The sequence below is a fragment of the Paenarthrobacter sp. C1 genome, assembly GCF_049315185.1.
Taxonomy (GTDB): Bacteria; Actinomycetota; Actinomycetes; order Actinomycetales; family Micrococcaceae; genus Arthrobacter; species Arthrobacter nicotinovorans.
The window spans coordinates 2,498,601-2,510,539 of sequence record NZ_CP186052.1; the positions used below are offsets into that span (position 1 = coordinate 2,498,601).

Sequence of the window (11,939 nt, forward strand, 5' to 3'; positions counted from 1 at the left end):
TCGGGGAGATGCGTCAAACGCTTTGTTGGGTATCCATAAAATCTACCAGCGCCCGGGCCTGGTGGATTCCCAACCCCCTGATACGCCGGGATCCGGCAATGCCGATATCCGCCATGATCCCGGCCGCCCGGACGGGACCAATCCCCGGCAGGGCTTCCAGCAACTCCACCACACGCATGCGCGCGATCGCTTCGTCAGTGGCGCCTGAGGAGATCAACTCCGCGATGCTCACTTCTCCACGCTTCAGCCGCTCCTTGGCCGCGGCCCGCACGGCCCGGGCCTTGGCAGCCTTTTCCAACGCATCGGCACGCTCTTGCGGTGTCAGCTCTTTCAGGCCCACTGCCGAACCCCCGTCAGATCGAGTTTGTGATGCAGATCACGCGACTGATCCTGAACCTACCGCCAGGGGCGCAGTTGCGCAATGAGTTGGACCAACGCGGGGTCACTTATGGCCGGTAGTCAGGCCCATCATGGGCCAAAAGTGACCCCGCGTTGCCTTAGGAACGAAGCCCGGCCAGGGTCTCCCCGGCTGCGGCGCGCAAAGCCGGAATGGACGGACCTGCTGCCAGTATTCCCCGGCTGGAGGTGGCCAGGACCTGCGGATACGCGTCAGCGAAGGTTGCACGGAGGTCGGCAGGCGTCGCGCCCTGGGCTCCGAGTCCCGGCGCAAGGATGGCTCCGCGGACCGGGCCAAGCTCGATGCCCAGATCTGTCAGCGCCGAGCCGATCGTGGCACCGACCACCAGGCCCACCGATCCCAGTGCACCCTCATAACGCTGGTTCTCCGCAGCGGCTGCGGCCACGATCCTACGGGCCACGGAGTGTTCGCCTCCGACGTGCTGAACCGACTTTCCCTCGGGGTTCGATGTCAGCGCAAGCACGAACACTCCCCGACCGTTCCGGGCTGCGAGATCCAGGGCAGGACGCAGCGACTCAAATCCCAGGTACGGACTCAACGTCACCGAATCCGCAGCCAACGACGACCCATCCCGCAGCCAGGCATCCGCATAGGCCGCCATGGTGGAACCGATATCGCCACGCTTGGCATCAGCAATGCTGAGCACCCCGGCGTCCGCTGAGGCCGCAAGCGTTCGTTCCAGCACAGCCATGCCGGCCGAACCGTGGCGTTCGTACAGCGCCACCTGCGGCTTCACCGCGGCAGCTAGGGAAGCCACCGCCTCAACCACCGAGAGCGAGAAGCACTCCAGCCCCGCGACGTCGTCGTTCAAACCCCAGTCCGCCAGGAGCTGCGGGTGCGGATCAATCCCGACGCACAGCGGACCGCGGGAGGCCATGGCGGCAGCCAGCCGGGAGCCGAAAGACTCCCGGACCGGCTGCTGCGCCTGCTGTGATGCTGCAGACTCAGGCATGTGCGGCTTCCATGGCTGCCGACAGGTTGGCTGCGTGCTCCTGCAGGCTGGTCACCGACCATTCATAGGTCCGCAGGGCCTCGATCGCCTGGACTGCCGCGTTGAACTCGGCAACGGTGGTGATGCATGGAATGCCGATGGAGGTCGCTGCGGCGCGGAGTTCGTATCCATCGCTGCGGGCTTCGCCACCGGAAGGCGTGTTGAAGACCATGTCGATCTCGCCGGCGATGACGAGGTCCGCGATGGTTCCCTCACCTTCGGCGCTGCTTCCCTCGGCAACCTTGCGGACCGGAGTCGCCTGGATGCCGTTGCGGCGCAGGACGTCGGCGGTGCCACCGGTGGAGACGATCTCGAAGCCAAGGTCCGAGAGCCGCTTGACGCCCATGATCACCGAACGCTTGTCCCGGTTGGCCACGGAAACGAAGATCTTGCCTTCGGTAGGCAGCGCGTTGTTGGCTGCTGCCTGGCTCTTGGCGAAAGCGGTATCGAAGTGCTTGTCGATACCCATGACTTCACCGGTGGAGCGCATTTCCGGGCCGAGCAGGGAGTCGACGACCTTGCCTTCCGGCGTACGGAAGCGGCTGAACGGCAGCACGGCTTCCTTCACGGCCACCGGAGCATCCAGCGGCAGCGTTGAGCCGTCGCCGCTTTCGGGCAGCATCTTGTACGCGCTGCGGAGCTGGTTGATGGTGACGCCGGTACCGATCAAGGCAGCGGCCTTGGCCATCTGCACGCCCGTTGCCTTGGAGACGAACGGAACGGTACGGGAGGCGCGGGGGTTTGCTTCCAGGACGTACAGGACGTCGGAGGCAAGGGCGAACTGGATGTTGATGAGGCCACGTACGCCCACGCCTTCGGCGATCGCACGGGTTGCCGTCCGGACGCGCTCGATCACGTTGTTGCCAAGGGTGATCGGAGGCAGGACACACGCGGAGTCACCGGAGTGGATACCGGCCTCTTCGATGTGCTCCATGATGCCGCCGAGGTACATGTCCGTGCCGTCGAAGAGGGCATCGACATCGATCTCCACCGCATCTTCAAGGAAGCGGTCGATCAAGACCGGGTGGTCCGGGGTGATCTCGGTGGCGTTCGCGATGTAGCGGGAAAGGTTTGCTTCGTCGTAGACGATCTCCATGCCGCGGCCGCCCAGCACGTAGGACGGGCGGACCAGCACGGGGTAGCCGATTTCGTCGGCGATCTTCTTGGCGTCCTCGAACGAAACGGCGGTGCCGTTCTTCGGGGAGGTCAGGCCGGCCTCGTCCAGGACCCGGGCGAAGGCGCCACGGTGTTCGGCGAGGTCGATCGCTTCCGGCGAGGTGCCCAGGATGGGAACACCTGCGTCGGCAAGCTGCTGTGCCAGCTTCAAGGGGGTTTGGCCGCCAAGCTGCACGAAGACGCCCATGACGCCGCCCGTGCGCTCCTCCGCAGCGATGACCTCGAGGACGTCCTCAAGGGTCAGCGGTTCGAAGTACAGACGCGTGGAAACGTCGTAGTCCGTGGACACAGTCTCCGGGTTGCAGTTGACCATGACGGTCTCGTAGCCGGCCTTGCGCAAGGCCATGGAAGCGTGGACGCAGGAGTAGTCGAACTCGATGCCCTGGCCGATGCGGTTGGGGCCGGAGCCGAGGATGATGACGGAGGGCTTGGAGTGCAGGCCTACTTCGTCCTCCTCATCGTAGGAGGAGTAGTGGTACGGGGTGTAGGCGGCGAATTCGGCGGCGCAGGTGTCCACCGTCTTGTAGACCGGGCGGATGCCCAGGGCCTGGCGAACACCGCGGACCACGGCCTCGTTGTTGTGCGTCAAGGCACCGATCTGCTCGTCGGAGAAGCCGTGGCGCTTGGCGTTGCGCAGCATTTCCTCGGTGAGAACGCCGGCCTTGCGGATTTCCTGGGCAGTCTCATTGAGCAGCTGGAGCTGGTCCAGGAACCAGGGGTCGATCTTGGTGGCTTCGAAAAGGTCCTCAACGGTGGCACCGCCAAGGAGGGCCCGCTGTACCTGGTGCAGACGCTCCGTGGTAGGCCGCTTGGCCTTCTCGATGAGCTCTGCCACTTCGTATTCCGGGACGGAGCTGAAGTCCAGCTGGGAGCCCTTCTGCTCCAATGAACGCAGGGCCTTCTGCAGGGCCTCGGTGAAGTTGCGTCCCATGGCCATCGCTTCGCCCACCGACTTCATGGTGGTGGTCAGCGTGTTGTCTGCTGCCGGGAACTTCTCGAAAGCGAAGCGCGGAACCTTGACTACCACGTAGTCAAGGGTCGGCTCGAAGGAAGCCGGGGTCTTCTGGGTGATGTCGTTCAGAATCTCGTCCAGGGTGTATCCCAGGGAGAGCTTCGTGGCGATCTTGGCGATGGCAAAACCGGTTGCCTTCGAGGCCAGCGCCGAGGAGCGGGAAACGCGCGGGTTCATTTCGATGACCACCACACGGCCCGTGGCGGGGTCGATGGCGAACTGGATGTTGCAGCCACCGGTGTCGACGCCGACTTCGCGGATAACCGCGATGGAGACGTCGCGCAGCTTCTGGTACTCGCGGTCCGTCAGGGTCAACGCAGGAGCAACCGTGATGGAGTCGCCGGTGTGCACACCGACGGGGTCGAAGTTCTCGATGGAACAGACGACAACGACGTTGTCGTTCTTGTCGCGCATCATCTCGAGTTCGTATTCTTTCCAGCCAAGGATGCTCTCCTCAAGCAGGACCTCGGTGGTGGGGCTGTACTGGAGGCCCTGGCCGACGATGCGGCGGAGGTCGTCCTCGTTGTACGCGAGGCCGGAACCCAGCCCGCCCATGGTGAAGGACGGCCGGACCACCATGGGGTAGCCCAGGTCTTCGGCTGCCTTGAAGGCTTCATCCATGGTGTGGATGATGTGGCTGCGTGCCGACTCGGCACCGCAACGCTCCACGACGCCCTTGAACTTCTCGCGGTCCTCGCCGAGTTCGATGGCGGCGATGTTGGCACCGATGAGTTCGACGTTGTACTTCTCCAGTACGCCGTTCTTATCCAGGGCGATGGCCGTGTTCAGGGCCGTCTGGCCACCAAGGGTGGGCAGGATGGCGTCCGGGCGCTCCTTGGCGATGATCTTCTCCACCACCTCAGGGGTGATGGGTTCAACGTAGGTGGCATCGGCGAACTCGGGGTCCGTCATGATGGTGGCCGGGTTCGAGTTGACCAGGATGACCCGGAGGCCCTCCTCCTTCAGGACCCGGAGGGCCTGGGTGCCGGAGTAGTCGAACTCGGCCGCCTGGCCAATGACGATGGGACCGGAACCGATGACAAGGACGCTCTTGAGATCTGTACGCTTGGGCATTACTTCTTGTCCTCAGTCTTGGAGTCGTTGTTCTTTGCGGGAGCGGCGGCTTTGGTATCGGCCATGAGGTCGATGAAGCGGTCGAAGAGGTACGCGGCGTCGTGCGGGCCGGCTGCAGCCTCCGGGTGGTACTGGACCGAGAAGGCCGGGATGTCGAGGCAGGCGAGGCCTTCGACGACGTCGTCGTTCAGCGAGACGTGGCTGACCTCCACACGGCCGTAACGCTCCTCCGGCGCCACCGTGGATCCGTTCAGCGGCGCGTCCACTGCGAAGCCGTGGTTCTGGGAGGTGATTTCGACCTTTCCGGTACGGCGGTCCATCACGGGCTGGTTGATGCCGCGGTGGCCGTAGCGGAGCTTGTACGTGCCAAAGCCCAGGGCGCGGCCCAGGATCTGGTTGCCGAAGCAGATTCCGAAGTACGGCAGCTTCTCGTCCAGCACCGAACGCAGCAGGGAAACCTGGTGGTCGGCAGTGGCGGGGTCGCCGGGGCCGTTGGACATGAAGAAGCCATCGGGCTTGACCGCGTTCACGTCCTCAAGCGTGGACGTGGCAGGCAGGACGTGCACGCGCACGCCGCGCTCGGCGAAACGCACGGGAGTCATTGCCTTGATGCCGAGGTCCACAGCGGCGATGGAGAAGCGGGGTTCGCCTTCCCAGCCGTGGTCCTTGGGTTCGACCACGTAGGCCTCGTCGATGGAGACTTCCTCGGCCAGGGCCGCGCCCTCCATGGGCGCGCTGGCCAGGACGGCGTCCAACAATTCCTTGTCGGTGGCCCAGGCGGCCTCGCCGGAGAAGATACCGGCCCGCATGGTCTTGTGCTCGCGGAGGTGGCGCGTGATGGCACGGGTGTCCACGCCCTGGATGCCCACGATGCCCTGTTCGACGAGTTCCTCGTCCAGGCTTCGCTCCGAGCGCCAGTTGGAGGGCCGGCGCGCGGCATCACGGACAATGTACCCGGCCACCCAGATGCGGCGGGATTCAGCGTCTTCGCTGTTGACCCCGGTGTTGCCGATGTGCGGCGCAGTCTGGACGACCAGCTGGCGGGCGTACGAGGGGTCGGTGATGGTCTCCTGGTAGCCGGTCATGCCGGTGGCGAAGACGGCCTCTCCCAGTGCGGTTCCCTGGGCGCCGTAGCTGCGGCCGCGGAACATGCGGCCGTCTTCGAGCACCAGTACTGCTGCGGAGGGGGTGGTTTTGGTGGCTGCGTTACTTTCCGTCACTTTATTACTTTCCACTATCGGCATCTGCCTGAGGGGCTGCGGAGATCAATTCCTGGAGGGCTTCAAGGAGGAGCTTCTTGTCGGCTGAGTGCCGGGACCGGAATCCGGTATCGAGTTCCCGGGCGCCAAGCCTCCAGCTGATGACAAGGAGGCCGTCTTTTTCGACGAACTTCCCGGCCATGCCGTTGGCTTCGCGGCTGTCCACGAGGGACCGCCGCGGGATGAAGACGGGGGCGGCACCGGAGCGGTCGAACAACACGCCTTCGGCGTGGATGCTCAGTTCCGCGTTGGTCCGGATGCCCAGGCCCTGGGCCGCTATGCGGTCGAGCCAGTCGCCCGCCGTCGTGGTGGTCACGTACTGGCCATCAGCGACGACGCTCGCCGGCGTCAGCTGTTCCGGCACCGCAGGCAGACGTTCGACGTCGGCTTGTCGCCTCAGCCGGTTCCGCCACCCGAGCCAGATCATCACCAGTACGGCAACGATCAGCGGCACCGTGGTGAGCACAGTCAATGTCTGGTTGCTCATCAGTTGCTGACTGCCGGGTGCTGGTAGGGCGTGTTGAGCCGGCCGTCGAGGACCGTGGGGTGACCCTTGAAGAAGGTAGCCACCACGGATCCGGGCAGCTCTTTGCCCTTGAACGGTGAATTGCGGCCCATGGTTGCCATCTTATGGGGGTCGACCGTCCAACGCGCAGCCGGGTCCACCAGGATGACGTTGGCCGGCTCGCCAACTTCCAGCGGACGGCCTTGGTCGGCCACGCGGCCGATGACGGCGGGGGTGAACGAGGTGACCCTGGCGAAGTCGGCCCAGGTCATGAGGCCGGTTTCGATCATGGTTTCCTGAACCACCGAGAGCGCGGTTTCAAGGCCCGTCATGCCCATGGCCGCCTGCGCCCACTCGCACTCCTTGTGCTCGCTGGGGTGCGGGGCGTGGTCGGTTCCGACGACGTCGATGGTGCCGTCGGCCAGTCCTTCACGCAGGGCCTGCACATCGGCGTCCGTCCGCAGCGGCGGGTTGACCTTGTAGACCGGGTCGTAGCTGCGGACCAATTCGTCCGTCAGGAGCAAGTGGTGCGGGGTCACTTCGGCGGTGACGTTGATGCCACGGGCCTTCGCCCAGCGCACGATCTCAACAGACCCGGCAGTGGAAACGTGGCACACATGCAGCCGGGACCCGACGTGCTGGGTAAGCAGGACGTCACGGGCAATGATGCTTTCCTCGGCAACGGCAGGCCAGCCGGTCAGTCCCAGGACTGCGGAGACTGTGCCCTCGTTCATCTGTGCCCCGGCGGTAAGGCGGGGTTCCTGCGCGTGCTGGGCCACGACGCCGTCGAACGCTTTGACGTACTCAAGCGCGCGGCGCATGAGTACCGGGTCGTGAACGCAGATGCCGTCGTCGGAGAACATCCGCACCTGCGCGCGGGAGTCGGCCATGGCGCCAAGCTCGGCGAGCTGCTCGCCGGCCAAACCCACGGTGACTGCGCCGACAGGACGAACATCGACCCAGCCGGACGCACGGCCCAGGCTGTGGACCTGCTCGACGACACCGGCGGTGTCAGCCACGGGGTTGCTGTTGGCCATGGCGTGGACGGCCGTAAAGCCACCGAGGGCAGCAGCCCGGGTGCCGGTCTCCACTGTTTCGGCGTCCTCGCGACCGGGTTCACGCAGGTGCGTGTGGACGTCCACCATGCCCGGCAGGGCCACCAGGCCCTTGCCGTCGATCACGGTGGCGCCCTCATCGGAAAGGTCCGCACCCCGGGCGGCAATTACGCCGTCGCGGATCAGCAGGTCCTGGGCCTCGCCACCGAGGATGGCGGCCCCGCGGATCAAGTAAGTGTTCTCGGCCATCAGTTGCTCTCCTTGCTGGACGGGCTTGCGAAAGCCGGTGTGACAATGTTCAGTGGGGCTGCTTCGCGGGTATCTCCGGACAGCAGCAGGTACAGGGCCGCCATGCGGACCGAAACGCCGTTTCGTACCTGCGCAAGCACGGTGGAACGGGGCGAGTCGGCGGCGGCGGATGAAATCTCCAGGCCACGGTTCATGGGGCCGGGGTGCATGATGATGGTGTCCTTCATGCCCAGGTCATCCAAGGCGCGGAGGCGGGCGTCGTCGAAGCCCCAGCGGCGCGAATATTCACGGGTGGACGGGAAGAACGAGGCGTTCATCCGCTCACCCTGGACGCGCAGCATCATCATGGCGTCAATACCGGACTGGAGGGTTTCGTCCAGGTTGTAGCTGACCTTGCAGGGCCAGTGCTCGACGCCGATGGGCAGCAGGGTGGGTGGCGCAACCAAGGTGACCTCGGCACCCAGGGTCTTCAGCAGCCAGACGTTGGAGCGGGCCACGCGCGAGTGCAGCACGTCCCCCGCAATGGCGACCCGCATGCCTGCCAGGTCCGCTCCCGTGGATGCGACTCCGTTGAGCTTCGACCAGTGCCTGCGCATGGTGAAGGCGTCCAAAAGTGCCTGTGTCGGGTGCTCGTGAGTACCGTCGCCGGCGTTGATCACCGCGGCATCGATCCAGTCCGTAGCGGCCAGGCGGTGCGGCGCGCCCGAAGCCCAGTGGCGGATGACGACGGCGTCCGCGCCCATGGCCGCGAGGGTCTGCGCGGTGTCCTTGAGGGACTCGCCCTTGGATACGGAGGATCCCTTGGCTGCGAAGTTGATGACATCGGCGGACAAGCGCTTGGCCGCCGCTTCAAAGGAGATCCGGGTTCGCGTGGAGTCCTCGAAGAATAGGTTCACTACGGTGCGGCCGCGGAGCGCGGGGAGCTTCTTGACCTCGCGGTCCCCCACTGCGGACATCTCTTCCGCGGTGTCCAGGATGCGGATGGCGTCGGATGCGACCAGGTTTTCCGTGGAAAGAAGGTGCTTCACTTGCCCGCCTCGATTACTACCTCGTTGACGGGTGTGCCATCTACGGAATCAGTTTCCTCGAGGTGTACCCGGACTTTTTCCGCAGAGGAGGTCGGCAGGTTCTTACCCACGTGGTCGGCGCGGATGGGAAGTTCGCGGTGGCCCCTGTCTACCAGGACCGCAAGGCGGACGATGCGTGGACGGCCGAGATCGACAAGGGCGTCCAGGGCTGCACGGATGGTGCGTCCCGAGTAGAGGACGTCGTCAATGAGCACAACAACCTTGTTGTCGATGCCGGACAGCGGAAGCCGGGTGTGGTGCGGAGGCCGGGTGGGCTGGTGGGAGAGGTCGTCACGGAACATGGTGACGTCCAGCTGGCCGACAATGGCCCCGGCGTTAACCGTGGGGTCGGCTGCGGCGATCTTATTGGCGAGCCGCACGGCCAGCGGATAACCGCGGCTGGGAATGCCCAACAGAACCAGGTCCTGCGAGCCTTTGTTGGCTTCGAGGATCTCGTGGGCGATACGAGTAAGCGCACGATCGATATCCGCCTGGTTGAGGACAACCCGCGACGGCACGTGCGCAGAAGTGACTTCAGTCATCGCTCGTCTCCCCTTTCCCCGCCTCACGGGACGGAATTAAAAAAGGAATATTTGCTCTCCAAAAGTATCACAGCGGCCATGGGACGACCGCGCGGGTCCTTGGCAGGTGGGTGAGTTTAAGCTCACATTTCCGAGCGTGGAATAGGCTCTTTCTCATGAGCATGAACCACCCCGGCCAGCACGGCGGACATCCTTATCCAAGGCCTTACCTGGAGCCAGGTGCCAACCCCACGTGGATCGGTCGCGTTCAGCCGGGAAACTACCAGGCAGCCCCGGGAAACCCGGCGTCCCTGCCACAGCAAAACTGGGCCACGCCACCGGCACGGCCTGCACGCCGGAGCTGGGGCACCCTTCCCTTGCTGATCGTCGGCACCGTCCTGGTCCTGGGTAGTCTTCTGTTGGTAGTGCCGTTCCTCTTGGGAAATACGGGGATCGCAGGGTTCATCATCGGCTTCCTGGTCTCATTGATCCCACTGTCCATCGTCCTGTTGACGGTGCGCGTCATAGACCGGTGGGAGCCCGAACCGCCGCGGCTGCTCTGGTTCGCCTTTACGTGGGGTGCGGCCGTTTCCATAGCCGGCACGCTGTTGATCCAACCGCTTTTCGCGCTTGCCGCTCCCACCGGGAGCGAAGAGGCCTTCGCCTATTTCATGGCGACGGTCCAGGCCCCGATCGTGGAGGAATTCACGAAGTCACTGGGACTCCTGGTCCTGATCCTGGCAGCCCGCAAGTACTTCGACGGTCCCGTGGATGGCGTGGTGTTCGCGTTCACCATTGCGGCGGGGTTCGCTTTCACTGAGAACATCCTCTACTTCGGGCGCGAAATCGCTTCTTCCACTGATCCCGGGACCGATTTGGTACGCATTTTCATCCTTCGTGGCGTCATGTCTCCCTTTGCCCACGCAGTATTCACGGGCACGACCGGTTTGATCATGGGATTCGCTGCCAGGAAATGGCACTCAGGATATGCGGTCCTGGCCTTCTTCATCGGCCTGCTGCCGGCAATGTTCCTGCACAACCGCTGGAACAGCATGGGGCAGAACTTCCTGGTGGAGTACTTCGCAGTGCAGGTACCAATCTTCCTGGTTGCCGTCGTCGGCGTGATCCTGCTTCGCGTCGCCGAGGGAAAGCTGACCCGTCAACGGCTTCTGGAATACGCCCGCGCTGGCTGGTTCACGCCGGCAGAGGTGGAGATGCTGGCGACCTCCCGGGGCAGGCGCCAGGCACTTCGCTGGGCTGCATCGAGGGGCCGGGGCGGGCAGATGAAGGCATTCATCAAGGGGGCAACCGCGTTGGCTTTCACACGCCAACGGATACTCAGTGGCCGCGACGTCCCCGGGCACCAACACGACGAAATCGAACACCTCCGGCTCATCCCCGCACTGAGGGCCGCTGTCCTCCAGTAGGTCCCGGGGCAGTTCCGGTATTTGCCCGAAAAAATGGACCCTCCTCTCCGGTTTTCCGGGGAGGAGGGTCCATTTTCGAATACTGTCCTGCCGGCTAGGCCAGCAGCGACGGCTTGAGCTTCTGCAGACGGCCCAGCAAGCCATTGATGAAGGCCGGGGACTCATCAGTGGACATCGTCTTGGCGAGGGCCACGGCTTCGCTTACGGCCACTCCGTCCGGAACTTCATCATTGTAGAGAAGTTCCCACGCACCGATACGAAGAATGATGCGGTCAACGGAGGGCATGCGCTCCAAGGTCCAGCCTTGTGCGTAGGTCTCCAGGAACTCATCAATGGTTGCCTGCATGGAGACAACACCCTCCACTATTTCCACCGTGTAGGGGTTGATGACGAGGTCTGTCTTCTCCCGACGCGCTGTCATTGCGTCGAAAGCCGAAACTGAGCGCTGCTCCGCTTCGAAAAGTACTTCCAAGGCCCTGCTACGGGCTTTACCGCGTGCGCTCACTAGTCGTTGACCCGGCCCAGGTAGCTGCCATCGCGGGTGTCGACCTTGACCTTGGTTCCCTGCTCAACGAACAGCGGCACCTGGATCTCGTAGCCGGTTTCCACCGTAGCCGGCTTGGTTCCGGCGGAGGAGCGGTCGCCCTGCAGGCCGGGCTCGGTGTAGGTGATTTCGAGAACGACACTCGGGGGCAGCTCGATGTACAGCGGAGTGCCTTCGTGGATGGCGATGTTCACCATCTGGTTCTCGAGCATGAAGTTGGTGGCGTCGCCGACTGTTGCACCGGAAACGGTGATCTGGTCGTAGTCCTGGGTGTCCATGAAGACGAAGTCTTCGCCATCCTGGTACAGGTACTGGTAGTCGCGGCGGTCAACCGTTGCGGTTTCAATCTTCAGGCCGGCGTTGAAGGTCTTGTCGACCACCTTGCCGGACATGACGTTGCGCATTTTGGTGCGGACAAAGGCACCGCCCTTGCCCGGCTTGACGTGCTGGAACTCGATGATGTTCCAGAGCTGGCCCTCGAGCTTCAGTACGGTCCCGTTCTTGATGTCGTTTGTGGTTGCCACTCGTATCCTCTGGTTAATCGCACTGGTTCTAGCTGCCAGCTATCTATGCCAAGCAGGCGTGCCTTTCGGCGCGCCAGCGCGTATTTATCAAAAATCCAAAAACCATTCTACCGGCAA

11 protein-coding genes are annotated in these 11,939 nt (G+C 64.0%); 1 reads left to right on the forward strand and 10 read right to left on the reverse strand.

Annotation, left to right across the window (positions count from 1 at the left end; genetic code table 11):
• Positions 1-13 precede the first annotated feature (13 nt).
• The 8 genes from mihF to pyrR form a co-directional block, all read right to left on the reverse strand.
• Positions 14-340, reverse strand: coding sequence for an integration host factor, actinobacterial type (gene mihF / locus ACNAOU_RS11670; protein ID WP_039241672.1), 327 nt, complete (start codon positions 338-340; stop codon positions 14-16).
• Between the two features lie 157 nt (positions 341-497).
• Positions 498-1,370, reverse strand: coding sequence for an orotidine-5'-phosphate decarboxylase (gene pyrF, locus ACNAOU_RS11675; protein ID WP_422756985.1), 873 nt, complete (start codon positions 1,368-1,370; stop codon positions 498-500).
• Entirely contained in the window at positions 1,363-4,671 is a 3,309-nt protein-coding gene (carB, locus tag ACNAOU_RS11680) for a carbamoyl-phosphate synthase large subunit (protein WP_422756986.1), read from the reverse strand. Before carB ends, pyrF begins: the two co-directional genes overlap by 8 nt.
• Positions 4,671-5,915: a glutamine-hydrolyzing carbamoyl-phosphate synthase small subunit gene (gene carA / locus ACNAOU_RS11685; RefSeq protein WP_422756987.1), complete on the reverse strand. Its 1,245-nt coding sequence runs from the start codon at positions 5,913-5,915 to the stop codon at positions 4,671-4,673. The genes carB and carA overlap by 1 nt, the downstream gene beginning before the upstream one ends.
• Positions 5,896-6,417, reverse strand: a complete 522-nt coding sequence (locus tag ACNAOU_RS11690) for a hypothetical protein (RefSeq protein ID WP_018777730.1) — start codon at positions 6,415-6,417, stop codon at positions 5,896-5,898. The genes carA and ACNAOU_RS11690 overlap by 20 nt, the downstream gene beginning before the upstream one ends.
• Entirely contained in the window at positions 6,417-7,739 is a 1,323-nt protein-coding gene (locus ACNAOU_RS11695) for a dihydroorotase (RefSeq protein WP_018777731.1), read from the reverse strand. The genes ACNAOU_RS11690 and ACNAOU_RS11695 overlap by 1 nt, the downstream gene beginning before the upstream one ends.
• Positions 7,739-8,767, reverse strand: a complete 1,029-nt coding sequence (locus ACNAOU_RS11700) for an aspartate carbamoyltransferase catalytic subunit (RefSeq protein WP_018777732.1) — start codon at positions 8,765-8,767, stop codon at positions 7,739-7,741. The genes ACNAOU_RS11695 and ACNAOU_RS11700 overlap by 1 nt, the downstream gene beginning before the upstream one ends.
• A complete protein-coding gene (gene pyrR / locus ACNAOU_RS11705; RefSeq protein WP_018777733.1) occupies positions 8,764-9,348 on the reverse strand; it encodes a bifunctional pyr operon transcriptional regulator/uracil phosphoribosyltransferase PyrR in 585 nt (194 codons plus the stop codon). Before pyrR ends, ACNAOU_RS11700 begins: the two co-directional genes overlap by 4 nt.
• A gap of 110 nt (positions 9,349-9,458) precedes the next feature.
• Between pyrR and ACNAOU_RS11710 the strand changes: the two genes are divergently transcribed.
• Positions 9,459-10,754, forward strand: a complete 1,296-nt coding sequence (locus tag ACNAOU_RS11710; RefSeq protein WP_422756988.1) for a PrsW family intramembrane metalloprotease — start codon at positions 9,459-9,461, stop codon at positions 10,752-10,754.
• A gap of 94 nt (positions 10,755-10,848) precedes the next feature.
• On the opposite strand, the gene nusB is transcribed toward ACNAOU_RS11710, so the two are convergent.
• Both nusB and efp read right to left on the reverse strand, forming a co-directional pair.
• Positions 10,849-11,259, reverse strand: a complete 411-nt coding sequence (nusB, locus tag ACNAOU_RS11715) for a transcription antitermination factor NusB (RefSeq protein ID WP_018777735.1) — start codon at positions 11,257-11,259, stop codon at positions 10,849-10,851.
• Entirely contained in the window at positions 11,259-11,822 is a 564-nt protein-coding gene (gene efp / locus ACNAOU_RS11720) for an elongation factor P (RefSeq protein WP_011774957.1), read from the reverse strand. The genes nusB and efp overlap by 1 nt, the downstream gene beginning before the upstream one ends.
• Positions 11,823-11,939 lie beyond the last annotated feature (117 nt).